At 59.0% G+C, this 18853-nt stretch carries 16 protein-coding genes; 6 read left to right on the top strand and 10 right to left on the bottom strand.

The features are described from left to right. The first annotated feature begins 72 nt into the window (after positions 1–72). Together purB and PUT78_RS04705 are read left to right on the top strand one after the other, a co-directional pair. Positions 73–1377 carry an adenylosuccinate lyase gene (gene purB / locus PUT78_RS04700; RefSeq protein ID WP_274351012.1) on the top strand — a complete coding sequence of 435 codons (1305 nt, stop codon included), beginning with the start codon at positions 73–75 and terminating at the stop codon, positions 1375–1377. A 429-nt stretch (positions 1378–1806) separates the two neighbouring features. Further along, a complete protein-coding gene (locus tag PUT78_RS04705; RefSeq protein WP_274351013.1) occupies positions 1807–2916 on the top strand; it encodes a FliG C-terminal domain-containing protein in 1110 nt (369 codons plus the stop codon). Positions 2917–3301: 385 nt separating this feature from the next. On the opposite strand, the gene PUT78_RS04710 is transcribed toward PUT78_RS04705, so the two are convergent. After that, on the bottom strand, positions 3302–5098 hold the full coding sequence (locus PUT78_RS04710; RefSeq protein WP_274351014.1) for an acetate/propionate family kinase: 1797 nt from the start codon (positions 5096–5098) through the stop codon (positions 3302–3304). 239 nt (positions 5099–5337) lie between these two features. On the opposite strand from PUT78_RS04710, the gene PUT78_RS04715 reads away from it, so the two are divergent. Then, a complete protein-coding gene (locus PUT78_RS04715) occupies positions 5338–5742 on the top strand; it encodes a DoxX family protein (RefSeq protein ID WP_274351015.1) in 405 nt (134 codons plus the stop codon). Between the two features lie 65 nt (positions 5743–5807). Here the strand turns inward: PUT78_RS04715 and scpA are convergent, their stop codons facing one another. Next, the gene (gene scpA, locus PUT78_RS04720) at positions 5808–7943 is read right to left on the bottom strand and encodes a methylmalonyl-CoA mutase (RefSeq protein ID WP_274351016.1); all 2136 of its coding nucleotides are present in this window, start codon (positions 7941–7943) and stop codon (positions 5808–5810) included. Between the two features lie 96 nt (positions 7944–8039). Between scpA and PUT78_RS04725 the strand changes: the two genes are divergently transcribed. Further along, positions 8040–8549, top strand: a complete 510-nt coding sequence (locus tag PUT78_RS04725) for a DUF4174 domain-containing protein (protein WP_274351017.1) — start codon at positions 8040–8042, stop codon at positions 8547–8549. Between the two features lie 112 nt (positions 8550–8661). Here PUT78_RS04725 and PUT78_RS04730 read toward each other — a convergent pair whose 3' ends face one another. From PUT78_RS04730 to PUT78_RS04760, 7 genes are all read right to left on the bottom strand, one after another. Continuing rightward, positions 8662–9045: a hypothetical protein gene (locus tag PUT78_RS04730; RefSeq protein ID WP_274351018.1), complete on the bottom strand. Its 384-nt coding sequence runs from the start codon at positions 9043–9045 to the stop codon at positions 8662–8664. Beyond that, positions 9042–11039 (bottom strand): acetyl-CoA carboxylase biotin carboxylase subunit, encoded by a 1998-nt coding sequence (locus tag PUT78_RS04735; protein ID WP_274351019.1) that lies wholly within the window; start codon positions 11037–11039, stop codon positions 9042–9044. Before PUT78_RS04735 ends, PUT78_RS04730 begins: the two co-directional genes overlap by 4 nt. A 71-nt stretch (positions 11040–11110) precedes the next feature. Next, entirely contained in the window at positions 11111–11491 is a 381-nt protein-coding gene (locus PUT78_RS04740; RefSeq protein WP_274351020.1) for a hypothetical protein, read from the bottom strand. Between the two features lie 81 nt (positions 11492–11572). Beyond that, entirely contained in the window at positions 11573–11704 is a 132-nt protein-coding gene (locus tag PUT78_RS04745) for a hypothetical protein (protein WP_274351021.1), read from the bottom strand. Positions 11705–11944: 240 nt separating this feature from the next. Beyond that, positions 11945–12085 (bottom strand): hypothetical protein, encoded by a 141-nt coding sequence (locus PUT78_RS04750; protein ID WP_274351022.1) that lies wholly within the window; start codon positions 12083–12085, stop codon positions 11945–11947. Between the two features lie 183 nt (positions 12086–12268). Next, on the bottom strand, positions 12269–12703 hold the full coding sequence (locus PUT78_RS04755) for a DUF6497 family protein (RefSeq protein ID WP_274351023.1): 435 nt from the start codon (positions 12701–12703) through the stop codon (positions 12269–12271). Positions 12704–12709: 6 nt separating this feature from the next. Then, on the bottom strand, positions 12710–14242 hold the full coding sequence (locus PUT78_RS04760; RefSeq protein ID WP_274351024.1) for an acyl-CoA carboxylase subunit beta: 1533 nt from the start codon (positions 14240–14242) through the stop codon (positions 12710–12712). Positions 14243–14464: 222 nt separating this feature from the next. Between PUT78_RS04760 and PUT78_RS04765 the strand changes: the two genes are divergently transcribed. Together PUT78_RS04765 and PUT78_RS04770 are read left to right on the top strand one after the other, a co-directional pair. Then, positions 14465–15688, top strand: coding sequence for a multidrug effflux MFS transporter (locus PUT78_RS04765; protein WP_274351025.1), 1224 nt, complete (start codon positions 14465–14467; stop codon positions 15686–15688). A gap of 63 nt (positions 15689–15751) precedes the next feature. Next, a complete protein-coding gene (locus PUT78_RS04770) occupies positions 15752–17152 on the top strand; it encodes a helix-turn-helix domain-containing protein (protein WP_274351026.1) in 1401 nt (466 codons plus the stop codon). Positions 17153–17159: 7 nt separating this feature from the next. Here PUT78_RS04770 and ade read toward each other — a convergent pair whose 3' ends face one another. Continuing rightward, positions 17160–18848, bottom strand: a complete 1689-nt coding sequence (ade, locus tag PUT78_RS04775; RefSeq protein WP_274351027.1) for an adenine deaminase — start codon at positions 18846–18848, stop codon at positions 17160–17162. Positions 18849–18853: the final 5 nt, after the last annotated feature.

Consider the following 18853-nt stretch of genomic DNA (forward strand, 5'->3'; position numbering starts at 1 on the left):
GCTAATGCGTGAACTTGCGGCCAGCCCCCCCAGTCGTTATGACGCAGCCAAACAACCGCAAGAGGCCTGCTGATGATCCCGCGTTATTCCCGCCCAGAAATGGTTGCCATATGGTCGCCGGAAACAAAATTCAGAATCTGGTATGAAATCGAGGCGCATGCCTGCGATGCGCAGGCAGAACTTGGTGTCATCCCGGCCGCAAGCGCAGCCGCAGTCTGGAAAGCGAAAGACACGGAGTTCGATGTCGCCCGCATCGATGAGATCGAGGCCGTGACCAAACATGACGTCATTGCCTTTCTGACCCATCTGGCGGAAATCATCGGCAATGACGAAGCGCGCTTCGTGCATCAGGGCATGACCAGTTCCGACGTACTGGACACCACGTTCAACCTGCAGCTTGTGCGCGCCGCTGATCTGCTGCTGGCGGATATGGATGCGCTGCTGGATGCACTGAAACGCCGCGCGATGGAACATAAATTCACCATTCGCATGGGCCGCAGCCATGGCATTCATGCCGAACCCACCACCATGGGCCTGACGCTTGCGCGCTTCTATGCTGAGATGAAGCGTAACCGTGACCGGCTGGAAGCCGCCCGCGCAGAGGTGGCCACTGGCGCGATTTCCGGGGCCGTCGGCACATTCGCCAATATTGACCCGCGCGTTGAGGAACATGTCTGCTTGCAACTGGGTCTGATTCCGGAACCCATCAGCACACAGGTCATCCCGCGTGACCGGCACGCAATGTTCTTTGCGACGCTGGGCGTCATTGCCAGCAGTGTTGAGAATATCGCCATTGAAATCCGCCACATGCAGCGCACCGAAGTTCTGGAAGCAGAAGAATTTTTCAGCAAGGGTCAGAAAGGCTCCAGCGCGATGCCGCATAAGCGCAATCCAGTTCTGACGGAAAACCTGACCGGGCTGGCGCGGCTGGTGCGCATGGCTGTCATCCCTGCCATGGAGAACGTGGCGCTCTGGCATGAACGTGATATTTCACATTCATCCGTTGAACGCATGATCGGCCCGGATGCGACCGTGACGCTGGATTTCGCCCTTGCGCGCCTGACTGGCGTAATCGACAAGCTGGTCGTTTACCCCGACAACATGATCACGAACATGAACAAATTCCGTGGGTTGATCCATTCGCAGCGCGTTCTTCTGGCCCTGACACAGGCCGGTGTCAGCCGCGAAAATGCCTATATGCTGGTGCAGCGCAACGCCATGAAAGTCTGGGAACAAGGCCGCGATTTCCTGGAAGAACTGCTGGCAGATGCGGAAGTGCGCGCCGCCTTGCCTGAAGAAGATATCCGCGCGAAATTCGACCTCGAATATCATACCAAACATGTGGACACCATCTTTACGCGGGTTTTTGGCGCATAGTTTTAAATCCGGGGTCATTTTCGCAAGAATCATGCTATGATCATGACTTCCAGCATGGAGGTGATGAAATGAAACTGAAACTGGCGCTTGCCGCGGTGGCTTTTGCATTGGCACCTGCTGTCGCATCGGCAATGTGTTCGGGAATGAAGCATGAAACAACTGCATCCGGCTGTACCGCCGGTCAGGTTTGGGATGCAGACAGTGCGACATGTGTTGAACCAGTGACCGGTTGACCGTGTTGCATGGCATTAAGGCCCCCGTTTCACTGGAACGGGGGCCTTTTTCCTGGGGTGGTCCGAAGAATTATTCCGGTGCGTCAACAGTTTATTGACGCTTTTGCGCGATCCTGCATCCGAGTCACCAGTTCAGGAGATGACATGTTGCCCCGCCGGATCGTTTCCAGACAGGAAGTGAAGGAATGCCCAGTCCATGACTGACTCCGCAATGATGCCGTTTTCGGCGGGAATGGGCGGCATGGGCATGTCCCCTTTTGACGAATCAGATGACACCCCTGCCCCGCCGCCATGCAGTACCGACCACCTGAACGGGCTGCAAAAGGCCGCAATCATTGTGCGGGTTCTGGTGGCGGAAGGCGTGGACATGCCGCTTTCCGGGCTTCCCGCACAGATGCAGACTGACCTGACCCGCACAATGGGTGAAATGCGGCTGGTGGACCGGAACACCATGAATGCGGTTGTATCGGAGTATATTGACATGCTGGAACAGGTCGGCCTGTCCTTTCCCGACGGGCTGGATGGTGCATTGTCATTGCTGGACGGGCGGCTGGACGCCGTGGCAACCCAGCAATTGCGGATGCTGGCGCGGGGCGAATTCGGGCGTGATTCATGGGGTGATCTGGAAACCGCACCGGATGAAGAACTCATGTCCTTGCTGGAAGCAGAAAGCACGGTGGTCGGCGCGGTCCTGCTGTCGAAACTCAGCATCGATAAGGCGGCAGGTCTGCTCGCCAGAATGCCCGCTGATCTGGCACAGGCATTGGCCATGTCAGTGGCAGAAACCGATGACATAGACCCGGATACAGTGGCGCGGATCGGGGCCGCGCTGGCGCAGCAAGTCAGTGACAAGCCCGTGCGCGCCTTTGCCAAACCCTCTACCAGACGCGTGGGCGAGATTCTGAATTCAACATCATCCGATTTGCGCGACAGGCTTCTTGCCGGGCTGGAAAGCGTGGACCGGGGCTTCGCAACCGGGGTGCGAAAATCGATTTTCACCTTCCAGGATATTCCCGCCAGGATCGACACACGCGATGTGCCCACCCTTATGCGTGAAATTCCGCCCGACGATATGATGTTCATTATTGCCGCGAATGCCGAAGAAGATCAGGCAACCATTGAGTTCCTGCTGACGAATATGTCCAGACGCATTGCAGATACGCTGCGCGAAGATGCAGCCGCCCTGCCCCCCCCGGGCGCGAAACAGAAAAACGAAACCATGGTCCGTATCATGGCGTCCCTGCGCATGATGGTCGATGCAGGCACCCTGCCATTGAAACCCATTGATGAAGAGGAGGAGAGCTAAAGCATGGTCTGATCAGGTTGAAACGGATATCGGGAACTCTCAAAAACGCGTTGACCAAGGGCGCAGCCCGCCACGCCATAGGTCCGGCTGTCCCGCGGCCTGCCGATTTCGCTGATGTAGGGCCAAGCCTGTGATGTCGGCGTTATGCTGCTTGGACAAAATGGACCCGCGCCCCACACCGGACCGGCAAACCCCGGCCCACCGCTGGCGCGAAGTTTGTGACGGCCCACAGGCACCGCTTCAGGCCGGATTCAACCAGCGCTGGCGTACCTACACTACAGTACAGACCATGTGCAGGATAAAACAGGAGCCGGTTTTCCGCGTTCCGCAGGGGCGTATTCTGTCGCGATCGACATGATTCCGGGTGCCTGTGGGCAAGGCGTGGCTATTCATCGCGTGTGGGCATCATGCTTGCCGCTGCGCAGATATGCCCGTCACCTTCGCCACGAATGCCGGCGGCGTTGGCCTCATCCGTGTCGATATGCATTTCGGTGAAGGCATTGTCAGTCACACGTACCAGCACGCGGGTAAATGTCAGGTCCCGCCCTGTTGCATCCAGTGTCACATCAGCCATATCGCCATTGCGCAGCTTCATACGCGCGGCATCCTGTGCGGACATGTGAATATGGCGCGCGGCAATGATCAGCCCGTCGCTGTCAAATTCCCCCGCTGGCCCGGAAAGCCGGATAATGGGGGTGCCGTCCAGATTGCCGCTCTGGCGCACCGGGGCGTCAAGGCCCAGGGCAAAACTGTCGGTGCGCGACACTTCGATCTGGGTCCGGTCGCGCAATGGGCCAAGGATGGCAACATTGGCAATGTCCCCCTTCGGGCCATGCAGGTTTACCCGTTCCCGCGCCGCCCAATGCCCCTGCTGGCGCAGCGGTTTATCCGGTGTCAGTTCATAACTGGGACCGAACAGCGCATCCACGGCCTTGCGGCACAGATGCACATGCCGCGCGGACACAGCCACCGGAATGCGCGTGCTTTGGCAGGACGGGCGCGCCATCGCCACGGCAACGTCACGCGCGATCATAAGCTGCTCGGCGGTTTCGGTCACCAGCACATTGACCCTGGCACCATAGGCCTGAATCTGGGGCGCAGCGCGCGCGGTCAGCTCCACAGCCATGTTGCGGTCATGGTCCAGCAACAGCCCCATGAACCCCAGACCATCACAGATGCGCCTGCGCATGGAGGGTGAATTCTCGCCAATGCCGCCGGTAAAGACCAGCGCATCCAGCCCGCCCATGGCCGCAGCATAGGCACCGATATATTTCCGCGCGCGATAGGCATAGATATGGATCGCAAGCTGCGCATCGCTATCACCCTGTGCCGCGCGCGCTTCGACATCGCGCATATCCGATGAACCGGTCAGACCCAGCAAGCCGCTATGGCGGTTCAGCCCATCTTCGATTTCCGCGATATCCAGCCCCATTTCGCGCTGAAGATACCCGAACAGGCCCGGATCCACATCGCCGGAACGGGTGCCCATGACCAGCCCTTCCATGGGTGTCATCCCCATGGAACTGTCAATACTGACACCGCCCGCAATTGCGCAGGCACTGGCCCCGTTGCCCAGATGCAGGCTGATCAGCCGTAGGTCACGCAAGGGGTGGCCCAGCACCTCTGCCGCGCGCTGCGCCACATATTTATGCGATGTGCCATGAAACCCGAACCGGCGCAGGCCCGTGTCGCGCCACGCCTTTGGCACGGCATATGTGCTGGCACGCGCCGGGTTCGACAGGTGAAAGGCCGTATCGAAAACCGCCCATTGCGGCAGATCCGGCCAGACCTGCCGCGCCACATCAACCGCTTCCAGATTGGCAGGGTTGTGCAATGGGGCCAGCGGCGTCAGCGCCGCGATCTGCGCAAGCGTGGTGTCATCCAGCAAGGTAGCTGCATCGAAACGCGCGCCACCATGCGCGATGCGGTGACCGACTGCATCAATCCCGCTGATCCCGGCCTGTTGCAGCAGCGCAGGCACGGCGCGTGTGGCGTCGCTAAGGCTGCGATGGGGGGCACGTTCAGTGTGCGCGCCGTGCCGGAAATCACAGCCATCGGGGCCGAACCTGTCGAAACTGCCTTTGTACAGCTGTTGCGCCTGATTTAGCGTCATGGCGGCATCAAGGTCGAAAACCCCGAATTTCAGCGATGAACTGCCTGCGTTGAAAACGATAATGCGCATCGGTCCGGTCCTTTTGTTCACGTCACGGCCATGGCCCCCGCCCTTTGCAGCCGGACAATCAGGCGGGATGATCTGGCCAGCACCTTAGCCGGTGGTGTGTAACACTGCCTTGATCGAACGCAATCCCGAAGGGGTGCCTGTGTAGTTTCGCACAAGGCATGTGGAGTATCAGCGAATACCGCCACTGTCAGAACCCGCTATATGCGGCGGCTATAACTTGTCCCGATCAGAGGTTCACCATGACACATTCTACCATTCTGCTTGTTGCGCGCGTCCTGCTTGGCGTGCTGTTTCTTGTATCCGGCCTTGGCAAGCTGGGCGATGTTGCCGGTTTCGGCCAGTATATGGCAATGGGCGGGCTGCCCGCAGCGCTTGCATGGCCTGCTGTGCTGTTTGAAATCATCGCAGGTGCTGCGTTGATTGCAGGTTTCATGACACGGATTGCGGCCTATGCGCTGGCGGCGTTCTGTGTGGTGTCCGGGCTGCTGTATCATTTCGATCTGGCGGATCAGATGCAGACGACACAATTGCTGAAAAACATTGCGCTGGCTGGCGGCTATCTGGCGCTGTCGGTCACCGGTGCGGGCCGCCTGTCGGTGGATGCCCAGCTGGAAGCGCGCAACGCACCTGCGGCGAATGCCTGAAACAAGTGGCGGCAGGGGGCGTGCGCGCCCCCTGCCCCGCGATTTTATGCCCGGTTTCGGAATAATCAGCCAAAACCGCGCGCGCTGCGCACCAGATCCAGGATCTTTTTCGCAGCGTCAGGAATATTGGTGCCGGGGCCGAATATCGCTTTCACACCGGCGTTAAACAGGAAATCATAATCCTGTTGCGGGATGACCCCGCCGCAGATGACCAGAATGTCATCCGCACCGGCTTCCTTCAGCGCCTTGACCAATTGCGGCGCAAGGGTCTTGTGCCCGGCCGCCTGGCTTGAAATGCCGATGATATGCACGTCATTGTCGATGGCGTCCTGGGCTGCTTCTTCCGGGGTCTGGAACAGCGGCCCGACATCCACGTCAAAGCCGATATCAGCAAAGGCAGTGGCGATCACCTTCGCGCCGCGATCATGCCCGTCCTGCCCCATCTTGACCACCAGCATGCGCGGGCGGCGCCCTTCGGCTTCGGCGAAGGAGTCGACATCGGCCTGAATGGCGGCAAACCCGTCATCCCCTTCATAGGCTGCACCATAGACACCGGCCAGTGTTCTGACTTCGGCGCGGTGACGGCCGAATATTTTTTCCATTGCCATGCTGATTTCCCCGACAGAGGCGCGGGCGCGCGCAGCGTCCACGGCGGCTTCAAGAAGATTGCCGCCTTCGCTGGCGCGGCGGGTCAGTTCATTCAGGGCCGCATCACAAGCGGCCTGATCGCGCGTGGCGCGTATCTTTTCCAGTCGTGCAATCTGGCTGTCGCGCACCTTTACATTGTCGATATCCAGAATATCGATCGGATCTTCGACATCCTTGCGGTATTTGTTGACGCCGACGATCACTTCCTCGCCCCGGTCAATCATCGCCTGACGGCGCGCGGCGGTTTCCTCGATCCGCAGCTTCGGCATGCCAGAGGCCACGGCCTTGGTCATGCCGCCCATTTCCTCGACCTCCTGCATCAGCGCCCATGCGGATTCCGCCAGATCATGGGTCAGTTTTTCAATGTAGTAACTGCCCGCCAACGGATCGACCACCTTGGTCACGCCGGTTTCTTCCTGCAGCACAAGCTGCGTGTTGCGGGCGATGCGCGCGCTGAATTCCGTTGGCAGTGCAATCGCTTCGTCCAGCGCATTGGTGTGCAGCGATTGCGTGCCACCCAGAACCGCACTCATGGCTTCATAGGCGGTGCGGATGACGTTGTTATAGGGATCCTGTTCCTGCAAGGACACGCCCGATGTCTGACAATGCGTGCGCAGCATGCTGGATTTCGGGTCTTTGGGGTTGAATTCCGCCATCACCCGCGACCATAGCAGCCGCGCGGCGCGCAGTTTGGCGATTTCCATGAAGAAATTTGTGCCAATGGCAAAGAAGAACGACAACCGCCCGGCAAAATGATCAACATCCATACCCCGATGGATCGCGGCGCGCACATATTCGCGCCCATCGGCAAGCGTGAAGCCCAGTTCCTGCACCAGATTGGCGCCCGCTTCCTGCATGTGATAGCCGGAAATGGAAATGCTGTTGAATTTGGGCATTTCCGCACTGGTATATTCGATGATGTCGGCAATGATGCGCATGCTGGGTTCAGGCGGATAGACATAGGTGTTGCGCACCATGAATTCCTTCAGAATATCATTCTGGATGGTGCCTGACAGCAGCTTGCGGTCCACGCCCTGTTCTTCGCCAGTGACAATGAAATTGGCCAGAATTGGAATAACAGCGCCGTTCATTGTCATGGAAACGCTGACTTTTTCCAGCGGAATTCCATCAAACAGGATTTTCATATCCTCGACTGAATCAATCGCGACGCCAGCCTTGCCGACATCGCCCATCACACGCGGGTGGTCGCTGTCATAGCCGCGATGGGTGGCCAGATCGAAGGCCACGGAAACCCCTTGCTGGCCCGCAGCCAGTGCCTTGCGGTAGAACGCATTCGACTCCTCGGCGGTGGAAAAACCGGCATATTGCCGGATGGTCCAGGGGCGACCGGTATACATGGTGGCACGCACGCCCCGAGTATAGGGCGCCTCGCCGGGGATGCTATCAAGATGCGCCAGCCCGTCCAGATCATCCGCAGTATACAGGGGCTGAACGGGAATCCCTTCAAGCGTGTTCCAGATCAGGCTTTCGGGCGGGCGGTTCTTAAGTTCTTTTGCGGCGATTTCGGCCCAACGGGACTTCCGGGTGCTCATGGCTGGCTCTTTCTGTCATCACGCGTATGGAAAAACGCATAGGCTATGGTGTTATCCTGACAATTGCGCCTATATGCAGTGCATGCAGGAGGCATTATGAAACTGATCTTCACGCTTGTTTTCGCGTTGCATTTCCCGTTTGCGGCCCTCGCCACGAACGGAACCGACAATCCAGATGCGGGGCCGGACATTTCTGGCGTGGCTGCGGATGTAGCCCCGGATGACGACGCGCCGGAAACGCTGATGTTTCTGGACGCGCGCGAGATTGACGCCCGCGATTTCATCTGGGTGAACCGCATCATCGTTGTCATGGCCGAGACACCGAATGACCCGAATTTCGAACGCCAGCTGGATGCGCTGCGCGAACGCGCCGATGAATTTTCCGCCCGCGATGCAGTGGTCATTTTCGACGCCCATCCACAGGACCGCAGCCCGTTACGGCAAGTGCTGCGCCCACGTGGGTTCATGACGGCGATCATCGACAAGGATGGCGAAGTGAAAGCGCGCCGTCCCGCAGTGCGCACGGGTCGCGAACTGATGGCGGTGATCGACCGTTTTCCATCACGCCGACAAGAGATTCTGGAACGTCTGCCTGCGGGGCGCTGAGCGGGTGTAACCTTGCGGAGGCTGGCGCCAGGTTTTTGCTTCGGGGGGCTGACGCCCCCATGTGGCTGCGCCACATTCCCCCGCAAGTATTTATGACACGATGACGCTGTGATCATTTGAAATAATCAATTTTCTCAGCGCGTTGCGAAATAAGCCACCAGCCGGGGCCAAAGACCAGCGCGATCCACAACATCAGGGCCGTACCGGGGTCCAGCAGACCAAGCCAGACGGCCAGCGCGAGAAACGCGCCAGTGCCATAGACAAGGCCGCCACCCACGGCCACGAATTCCAGACCAAGGCGAATGCGGCTGAGAAGCGGGAAAACCCCGTGAAACACCGCCATCCCCCCCAGAGGTGGCAAGAGCAGCAAGACAAGATAGCCGTCACGCACGCCTTCAGCCACGCGGGTCAGGATCAGCCAGGCCAGAACCATCGCGGCGATGAAGCTGGCAAAATAGACCAGAAACAGGCGAAGGGGCGTGCGTTTCTGCATCATTCAAACTCCATTATCACATCATCGACGGCCAGCGGGGCACCCGCCTGAACACTGATGCGCGCCACGACACCCTTGCGTTCGGCGCGCAGGATGTTTTCCATTTTCATGGCTTCGACAGTGGCAAGGGTCTGGCCCTCATAGACTTCCTGCCCTTCTTCGACGGAAATGGACACAACCATGCCCGGCATTGGGCAGAGCAGCAGTTTCGATGTGTCGGGGGGCAGTTTTTCGGGCATGAGCTGTGCCAGCTCCGCCTGACGTGGCGACAGCACATGCGCTTTCAGATCCGCGCCGCGCAGGCGCAGCCGGAAGCCACCCGGAATTTTGCCGGTTTTCATAACCAGCGGTGTTCCGTTCACGTCAAGCCGTGCCAGTGGCTGGCCCGGCAGCCAGTCAGATGTGATTCTGTAGTCCTGCCCTTCCAGCGTGACAGTCGCGCCTTCGCGGTCAGCATTAATACTGGCCTGCAGGCTTTCGCCCTGAATGTTGATGACCCAGTCGGTGCCGACCACGCGTTCATGGTTGTCCATGCGCCCCGAAATGCGCGCGCGCCGGATTTCGGCCACCCGGTTCATGGCGCAAGCACTGGCGGCCACGCGGTGAAGAAGATCGCGCGGGAGCGTCGTGCCTTCGAACCCGTCAGGGTATTCCTCGGCGATGAAGGCCGTGGTGATTTCACCGGAGATGAAGCGCAGATGGTCCATCACTGCCGACAGGAATGGCAGGTTATGGCCGATCCCTTCCAGTTCGAATTCATCCAGCGCCAGGCGCATTTCGTCAATTGCCTGCGTGCGCGTGGGCGCCCATGTGCAGAGTTTGGCAATCATCGGGTCGTAATACATGCTGATTTCGCCCCCTTCAAACACGCCGGTATCATTGCGGATGGCGCGTTCTGATTCGACGATTTCCGCGGGCGGGCGATAGCGTGTCAGCCGCCCGATCGAGGGCAGGAAGTTGCGATAAGGGTCTTCTGCATAAAGGCGCGATTCAATTGCCCAGCCATTGATTTTCAGGTCAGACTGCGCGAAGGGCAACTTTTCACCAGCGGCCACGCGGATCATCTGTTCGACCAGATCGACACCGGTAATCAGTTCAGTGACCGGATGTTCCACCTGCAGACGGGTGTTCATTTCAAGGAAATAGAAATTCCGCGCACCGTCGACAATGAATTCCACTGTGCCTGCGGATGTATAGCCCACGGTCTGGGCCAACGCACAAGCCTGTTCGCCCATCGCGCGGCGGGTGGTTTCATCCAGAAAGGGTGATGGCGCTTCTTCGATCACTTTCTGATTGCGGCGCTGGATGGAGCATTCGCGTTCATGCAGATAGACGCAATTGCCATGGCTGTCGGCCAGAACCTGAATTTCGATATGGCGGGGTTGGGTGATGAATTTTTCGATGAAGATACGGTCATCCCCGAAACTGGCGGCGGCTTCATTCTTCGATGACTGGAATCCTTCGCGGGCCTCGGTGTCATTCCAGGCGATGCGCATGCCCTTGCCGCCGCCGCCCGCGCTGGCCTTGATCATGACCGGATAGCCGATTTCATTGCTGATTTTCACGGCATCTTCGGCATCTGCAATCAGCCCCATGTAACCGGGCACGGTGCTGACGCCGGCTTCTGCCGCCAATTTCTTCGATGTGATCTTGTCGCCCATCGCCTCAATCGCGTTGACGGGCGGGCCGATAAAGGCAACCCCTTCGCGGGCCAGCGCTTCGGCGAATTTCATGTTTTCGGACAGGAACCCATAGCCCGGATGCACGGCTTCCGCACCCGTCTGGCGAATGGCATCCATGATCCTGTCGATGACAATATAGGATTGGTTCGCGGGCGCAGGACCGATATTCACCGCCTCATCTGCCATGCGCACATGCAGCGCGTTGCGGTCCGCATCGGAATAGACCGCCACTGTCGCAATTCCCATCTTGCGGGCGGTCTTGATGACGCGGCAGGCAATTTCACCACGATTGGCAATCAGGATCTTGCGGAACATGCGGACTCCTTGCAGGTATGCGCATCAAGGGCGCGGGGGTCAGGTCAATGAAGGCGCGGCACCTTGCGGCATCACTCTTCCCATGTGTCAAAGGCAAATTCGGACGATCCGTCGAAAAGCTGCGGAAAGCTGGCTTGCGCGACGCGCATATCCACGCGCAACAGCGCATCATAGCTTGCGGGATCGAAATCGGCATCTGCCGGGACGACTTCGCGTCCGAACAGCCATGACAGGCGCCCTGCATCCAGGTTGCCGCGTTCAAATGGTTCTTCGCCGAAATGGGCAATCAATGCGCCAAGAAATGCCTCATCCGCGCGCCGGTCAGGCGCGCGCCGGTCGGCAAACCGTTTGCGCGCAGTCAGCGGTGTTACCCCTTTGGGGTTGGCACGCCGGATTGTGAACTGGAAATCTGTGCTGGGCAAACGCCCAGGAAAGCCGCGATGCTTCAGCATGGCCGTCCCCCGAATGGTTGAAGGCCCGTGCCACATATAACGGCACAGGCAGGCGCGGGCAGCGCCTGCCCGGCTATTGGCTTACTTGCCTTTGGTCGAAACCGGCTCGACCATGATCGGTGCAGGGACCGGCTCTGGCGCGGGCTTATGTTTCGCGCAGGCCCCCAATGCGAGGACTGCACCAAAAACGGCAAGGATGGTAAACTTGGACATGCATATCTCCTGTTGTCACTGTCCGCAGAAGTACGCGCAAACGCATGTGCATCTGGCATACCGGCCACGCAGGAACATCCCCTGCGCTTATGCGCCAGAGTAGCGCATGCACAGGAACTTGACCACAGGTTTTGCGTGAATGGCGTCAGGCGGAAAACATGGGTTTTCATCCTGAGCCGGTGCGACATGCCCCCGGACCGGGGCGATGGGGCAGGCAGATACGCCCGCCCCGCGCGGTCCTTAGTATTTCGATTTGCTCGAAACAGGCTCGACATAGATGGGGGCTGCAACGGGCTCCATCGGGGCCGGACGGTGGTGTTTTGCGCAAGCGCCAAGCACAAGGACTGCCGACACAGTGGCAAGAAGTACAACTTTAGACATGAATTTCTCCTGCTCATGAAAACCTGACGCTTTATTTTGTTTTTTCGCGCCGGTGTGGTTCGGGATGCATGCCAGAAGACATGCACGCGCATGATATCCTGCCCGTGGAATCCTGACCATTGGAATTCCACATGCCCGCGCGGATGTGGCGGTTCTGCACCATAATGCGGCGTCATGCCGTTCTTAGTCATGGTAAACATCATCTTCCATTTCACACCCGTCCATGCCGAACAGGAAACCTTCGAAAAACTGCACCACATCGGCGTCGCGCGTACCAAAGGGGATTTCATGTTCCAGCATCGTGATGATTGCACCCTGCCAGCCCTGATCCTGTGGAAATTCACCTATATCAGCGAGGCTGCGCAACTGCGTGCTGCATAACCAAAGCATATCTTCGAAAACACGCAGCGCGTCAGCAGCATAAAGGCTGGCAGGTTCAGCAAGCTTCGGGACCACATAGCGCAGGCGGATCATGGACTGATCTTCGTCGTATATTTCATCCAGCGGATAGGCCATTTCGCCCGATGGCATCAGCAGCGGGCCACCCTGCCCCATGGCCTGATACGGCACGGCCAGTGCGAATGCGGCCCCCAATATGATACTGCGCGCGCCCACCATACCCCCTTACAGCGGAATATTATCGTGCTTTTTCCACGGGTTTTCGCGCTTCTTGTTGCGCAATCCCGCGAATGCGCGCGCCACCCGTCTGCGTGTCGAATGTGGCATGATCACTTCGTCAATGAACCCTTTTTCCGCCGCAACGAAAGGATTGGCGAATCGGGTTTCGTAATCCCTGGTGCGTTCGGCAATTTTTTCAGCATCGCCCAGTTCGGACCGATACAGAATTTCAACCGCGCCCTTGGCCCCCATCACGGCGATTTCCGCTGTAGGCCATGCATAATTGAAATCCCCCCGCAGGTGTTTTGACGCCATCACATCATAGGCCCCGCCATAGGCCTTGCGGGTAATCACTGTCACTTTCGGCACGGTCGCTTCGCCATAGGCGAACAGCAGTTTCGCCCCATGCTTGATGATGCCGCCATATTCCTGACCAGTGCCGGGCAAGAAGCCGGGCACGTCCACAAAGGTCAGGATCGGAATTTCGAACGCATCGCAAAAGCGCACGAAACGCGCGGCCTTGCGGCTGGAATCGATATCCAGACAGCCCGCAAGCACCATCGGCTGGTTGGCCACAACCCCCACACTGCGCCCTTCAAGGCGAATGAATCCGGTCAGGATATTCTTGGCGAAATCCGCCTGAATTTCAAAGAAATCCCCTTCATCCGCGACCTTCCGGATCAACTCCTTCATGTCATAGGGGGTATTGGCATTGTCGGGAATCAGCGTGTCCAGACTATGTTCCAGCCGTGCGGGATCGTCAAAGAACGGGCGCACGGGCGGCTTTTCGCGATTGTTTTTTGGCAGGAAATCGACAAGGCGGCGCACTTCGATCAGTGCTTCGACATCATTTTCAAAGGCACCATCGGCCACAGATGACTTGCGCGTATGCGTGCTGGCCCCGCCCAGCTCTTCGGCGGTGACAATTTCATTCGTCACGGTCTTGACCACATCGGGACCGGTCACGAACATATAGCTGGTATCCTTGACCATGAAAATGAAGTCAGTCATGGCCGGGCTATAGACGGCCCCGCCCGCGCATGGTCCCATGATAACGCTGATCTGCGGCACCACGCCGGATGCCATGATATTGCGCTGGAACACCTCGGCATAGCCGGCAAGGCTGGCAACACCTTCCTGAATGCGCGCGCCGCCGGAATCGTTCAGGCCAATGACGGGGGCACCGTTCTGGATGGCCATATCCATGATCTTGCAGATTTTCTGCGCATGGGTTTCAGAAAGCGACCCACCAAAGACAGTGAAATCCTGACTGAACACATAGACCTGACGCCCGTTGATGGTGCCCCAGCCGGTGACAACACCGTCACCCGCGGGGCGGTCATTCTGCATGCCGAAATCGGTGCAGCGATGGGCGACGAACATGTCGAATTCCTCAAAGCTGCCTTCATCCAGCAACAACTCAATGCGTTCGCGCGCGGTCAGTTTGCCCTTGGCGTGCTGCGTGTCAATCCGGCGCTGCCCACCACCAAGCCGGGCCAACGCACGGTTGCCTTCAAGCTGTTGCAGGATATCTTTCATGCGGTCCCCCTTTTGCGCGACACAGGCCGATTGCCGACAATCTGGCCGGACAATAATCTTTCGTTTGTGTAGTGAAAAGCGAAATTAAGATAATTTGCAAACCCATCTGCAATATTACTTGCTAATTTGCAAATATGCTGTGCTATCGCAATCCACATTGCGCCTTCCTTTTACATGTGTAACAGTTTCCGCCTAAAGAAAAATCTGAAGGTCGATCTTGCAGTGACCATACCACTCATCCCGCCGCGAACAATATTTCTGGACCGCACGACGCCGCCCCATGTCGCAACTCTTGTCGCGCAGGCGTCAATTGCGGCACTGGCGATGAATGTCTTTCTGCCCTCTCTGCCATCGATGGTTGTGTATTTTGACACCAGCTACAGCGTGATTCAGTTATCGGTATCGCTGTATCTGGCAGTGAATGCCGTGCTGCAGGTACTTATCGGCACTGTTTCCGACAGATATGGGCGGCGGCCGGTTCTGCTTGGCTCACTTGTTGTGTTTGTTATTGCGACTGCGGGAACATTGGTCGCACCCAATATCACTGCTTTCCTGATATTCCGCATGATGCAAGCGCTGGTTGTGTCCGCAATGGTGCTTAGCCGGGCGTCCATCCGCGATGTTCTGGATGAGAACGCGGCCGCATCGCGCATCGGATATGTAACAATGGGCATGGCCGTGGTGCCGATGGTCGCGCCTGCAATCGGCGGCTTTCTGGACGAGGCATTCGGCTGGCGTGGCAGCTTCATCCTGATGCTTGTCGCGGGCGTGGCGGTTCTTGCCCTCAGCTGGGCCGATATGGGTGAAACCAAGCTGAACCGCAGCGGATCGTTGCGCGCGCAGTTCTCGACCATGCCGGAACTGATGCGCGCCAGGCGGTTCTGGGGGTATTGCGGATCAGCGACACTGGCATCGGGGGCGTTCTTTGCCTATCTGGGCGGCGCACCATTTGTCGGATCGCGGGTATTTGAACTGTCGCCGTCGCTGCTGGGCATTTATTTCGGCGCACCTGCGGTGGGCTATGCCATGGGGAATTTTCTGTCCGGGCGCTACGCGGGGCGGTTCGGCATTAACCGGATGATCCTGACCGGCAGTATTGTCGGGTTTGCGGGTATGATCATGCTCGCCACGCTGTATCTTGCAGGCCTGTTGACGGCACTGGTGTTCTTCGGCTGCTTCATCATGATCGGTCTTGGCAACGGCATGCTGTTGCCCTCTGCCACGTCGGGTATGATGTCGGTGCGCCCGCATCTTGCGGGCACCGCCAGCGGCATTGGCGGGGCAATCATGATCGGTGGCGGTGCGGCGCTGTCGGCCATTGCGGGGGCATTGCTGACACCCGGCAGCGGGGCTGGCCCGCTGGTCTGGATGATGCTTGCCACCACAGGCGCCACGATCCTGCCTGTTCTTTATGTCATGCGACGGGAACGGCAGATCGGCGCTTGACCTGAATGCAACGCTTTGCAAAACCGGTTTGCGAAGCCAGCAAAGTCGCTCAGGGGGGACAAGATGCCACCACAGAAACTTTATGCGGGGGCGAAGCTGCGCGAAACGCGCCTGCAACTTCAACTGACGCAAAAGGATTTCGCGGCCAAGCTGGGCGTGTCCCTGCCCTATCTGAACCAGATGGAAAACAACAACCGCCCCCTGTCCACCGCCGTTGTGCTGGCATTGGCGCGCGAATTCGGCATGGATGTGACCGAACTTTCTGCTGGCGACAGTGAAAGGCTGGTCTCCGACCTGCGAGAGGCATTGGCAGACCCGCTTTTTGCCAGCGCCAACCCCGCCCTGCCGGATCTGCGGCTGGTGGGCGCCAATGCGCCGGGATTTGCGCGCGCCTTTCTGGATTTGCACCGTGCCTATCGGCAGGCGCAGGAACAGCTTGCCTCGCTGGACGAGGCATTGGGCCGCGAAGACACCACCCTGCGCCTGTCGCCATGGGAAGAAGTGCGCGATTTCTTCCATTATTGCGACAATTACATCGATGCAGTGGACCGCGCCGCTGAACATTTCGCAGCCCGCGCCAAACCCGGCGTGGATTTCATGTCCCATGCCGCCGCAACCCTGAATGACCGCAAGATTGCGCTGCGTTTCATTGCGGGCGAGGATCTGCGCCGCTTTGACCCCGCGCGCGGGGTGCTGGAGCTGTCGGCCAAAGCGTCGCGCGCAACACAGGCGTTCCAGCTTGCGCATCAGGTGGCGTTGCTGACGCAGAATGACCTGCTGGACGCCACGCTGGACCTTGCGCGGTTTCAGTCGCCGGAGGCCCGCGCGATTGCCAAGATCGGGCTGGCCAATTACTTCGCCGGGGCTGCGATGATGCCCTACAGGCAGTTTCTGGCAGCGGCGCAGGACACGCGCCATGACCTTGAAACTCTGGCTGAACGGTTTGGCGCGTCAATCGAACAGGTAGCCCACCGGCTTTCGACATTGCAGCGCCCCGGTGCCAAGGGGGTGCCGTTCTTCTTTGTGCGTGTCGATCAGGCAGGCACCATCACCAAACGCCATTCGGCCACGCGGCTGCAATTTGCGCGTTTTGGCGGGGCCTGCCCGCTATGGAATGTGCATCGGGCGTTTGAGACACCGGGCCGGTTCCTGCGGCAGATGGCAGAAACGCCCGATGGAATGCGGTATTTCTGCCTTGCGCTGGCCGTGACCAAGGGCGGCGGCGCGTTTCATGCACCCGTGCGGCGCTATGCCATCGGACTGGGCTGCGAGATCAACCACGCGAACGCCCTTGTCTATGCTGATGGCATGGATCTGGGCCGCGAAGGCGGGTATGACCCTATCGGAATTTCCTGCCGTATCTGCGAGCGCGACAATTGCCACCAGCGGTCCGTGCCGCCGCTGGAACGACATTTGCGCATTGATCCGGACCACCGGAAATTGTTGCCCTACAGCATTGAATAGCGGCGCGTCAGATCACCTCAAACCGGTCCACATCGACCATGCCGAAATCCGTGATTTTCAGATGCGGGATGACCGGCAAGGCAATGAAGGCCAGTTGTAAAAACGGCTCCTCCAGGGTAACACCCAGCGATTTTGCTGCCGCGCGCAAGGTGACAAGGCCCGCGTGAACGGCTTCATGGCTGTCCAGTGACATCAGCCCCGCCACCGGCAGTGGCAGTTCGGCCAGAACCTGCCCGCCCCGCGCCACAACGAAGCCCCCCTCAATTGCAGACAGGCGGTTCACCGCCAACGCCAGATCATCATAATCCACCCCGACCGCGACGATATTGTGGTGGTCATGCGCAACAGTTGCCGCAATCGCGCCCGATGTCATGCCAAAGCCACGCACGAACCCGGTGGCGATATTGCCATTCTTGCCGTGCCGTTCAACCACGGCAACACGAACCAGATCCCGCGCAGGGTCGGGGCGTTTATCGCCATCCTGCGGGATAATCTGTTCGCGCAGATGCTCGGTTATGATCTTGCCTTCCAGAATGCCGATGACGGGGGTTTCTGGGGTGTTGCCCGCATGGCGGAAATTCCGCGCAGCAACCTGCGGGGCATGCACAGAATCGCGCGCAACCGGCGCAATCAGGTCGCGCGCCGCGAAGGCCGCGTTATCAACCACCCTGCCCCCGCACAGTACCAGCGCGGCCCGGCATTCCGCCAGATCCGGCAGCGCAACAATATCGGCGCGTTTGCCCGGCGCGATCTGGCCGCGATCCTTCAGCCCGAACGCTTCGGCCGCAGAAAGCGAGGCCGCGCGATACACCGAAAGCGTGTCGCAACCCATGGCAATCAGGCTGCGGATCATGTGGTCCAGATGGCCATGTTCAGAAATGTCCAGCGGGTTGCGGTCATCGGTACACAGGCACATATATGGCGCGGTAACGGGTGTCAGCAACGGCGCAAGCGCCACCATATCCTTGCTGACGGACCCTTCACGGATCAGGCAGCGCAGCCCCTTTTGCAGCTTTTCGCGAGCTTCCTGCGCAGTGGTGGATTCGTGTTCGGTGCGAATACCCGCACTGACATAGGCATTCAGATCGCGCCCTGACAGCAGTGGCGCATGCCCGTCGATATGGCGGCCCGCGAACGCCTGTAATTTCGCCATGCAACCGGGATCACGGTTAATGACACCGGGAAAATTCATGAATTCCGCCAGCCCGATAACGCTGGGATGATCCGCCAGCGCCAGCAGATCCTGCGCATCCAGCGCCGCGCCTGCGGTTTCCATATGCGTTGATGGCACGCAGGATGACAGGTTGACGCGGATATCCATGACAGTGCGGGTGGCGGCGTCCTGAAAATAGCGAATGCCCGCACTGCCCGCGACATTGGCAATTTCATGCGGGTCGCAGATGGCAGTTGTCACCCCACGCGGGGCCACGCAGCGGTCAAATTCAAACGGTGTCACCAGTGACGATTCGATATGCAGATGGGTGTCAATGAACCCCGGCACCAGAACATGCCCGGCCAGGTCAATCACCTTGTCGCCGTCATAATCCGCGCCGATCCCCACGATTGTATCACCGCAAATGGCCACATCGCCCGGAATGCGGGCACCAGTCACCATGCACAGAACCTCTGCCCCGCGCAGGACCAGATCGGCCGGAATTTCGCCGCGTGCCTGGCGGATACGGGTGTCAAGGTTCATTCCAA

Source organism: Roseinatronobacter alkalisoli, assembly GCF_028745735.1.
GTDB classification, from domain to species: domain Bacteria; phylum Pseudomonadota; class Alphaproteobacteria; order Rhodobacterales; family Rhodobacteraceae; genus Roseinatronobacter; species Roseinatronobacter alkalisoli.

Bases quoted from the DNA above. Each gene is read 5' to 3' on its own strand.
- PUT78_RS04745 (WP_274351021.1), bottom strand. From the start codon at position 11,704: ATGTCCAAGTTTACCATCCTTGCCGTTTTTGGTGCAGTCCTCGCATTG.
- PUT78_RS04750 (WP_274351022.1), bottom strand. From the start codon at position 12,085: ATGTCTAAAGTTGTACTTCTTGCCACTGTGTCGGCAGTCCTTGTGCTT.
- PUT78_RS04755 (WP_274351023.1), bottom strand. From the start codon at position 12,703: ATGGTGGGCGCGCGCAGTATCATATTGGGGGCCGCATTCGCACTGGCC.
- PUT78_RS04710 (WP_274351014.1), bottom strand. From the start codon at position 5,098: ATGCGCATTATCGTTTTCAACGCAGGCAGTTCATCGCTGAAATTCGGG.
- PUT78_RS04740 (WP_274351020.1), bottom strand. From the start codon at position 11,491: ATGCTGAAGCATCGCGGCTTTCCTGGGCGTTTGCCCAGCACAGATTTC.
- PUT78_RS04715 (WP_274351015.1), top strand. From the start codon at position 5,338: ATGACACATTCTACCATTCTGCTTGTTGCGCGCGTCCTGCTTGGCGTG.
- PUT78_RS04705 (WP_274351013.1), top strand. From the start codon at position 1,807: ATGACTGACTCCGCAATGATGCCGTTTTCGGCGGGAATGGGCGGCATG.
- PUT78_RS04760 (WP_274351024.1), bottom strand. From the start codon at position 14,242: ATGAAAGATATCCTGCAACAGCTTGAAGGCAACCGTGCGTTGGCCCGG.
- PUT78_RS04735 (WP_274351019.1), bottom strand. From the start codon at position 11,039: ATGTTCCGCAAGATCCTGATTGCCAATCGTGGTGAAATTGCCTGCCGC.
- PUT78_RS04770 (WP_274351026.1), top strand. From the start codon at position 15,752: ATGCCACCACAGAAACTTTATGCGGGGGCGAAGCTGCGCGAAACGCGC.
- PUT78_RS04730 (WP_274351018.1), bottom strand. From the start codon at position 9,045: ATGATGCAGAAACGCACGCCCCTTCGCCTGTTTCTGGTCTATTTTGCC.
- purB (WP_274351012.1), top strand. From the start codon at position 73: ATGATCCCGCGTTATTCCCGCCCAGAAATGGTTGCCATATGGTCGCCG.
- PUT78_RS04725 (WP_274351017.1), top strand. From the start codon at position 8,040: ATGAAACTGATCTTCACGCTTGTTTTCGCGTTGCATTTCCCGTTTGCG.
- scpA (WP_274351016.1), bottom strand. From the start codon at position 7,943: ATGAGCACCCGGAAGTCCCGTTGGGCCGAAATCGCCGCAAAAGAACTT.
- ade (WP_274351027.1), bottom strand. From the start codon at position 18,848: ATGAACCTTGACACCCGTATCCGCCAGGCACGCGGCGAAATTCCGGCC.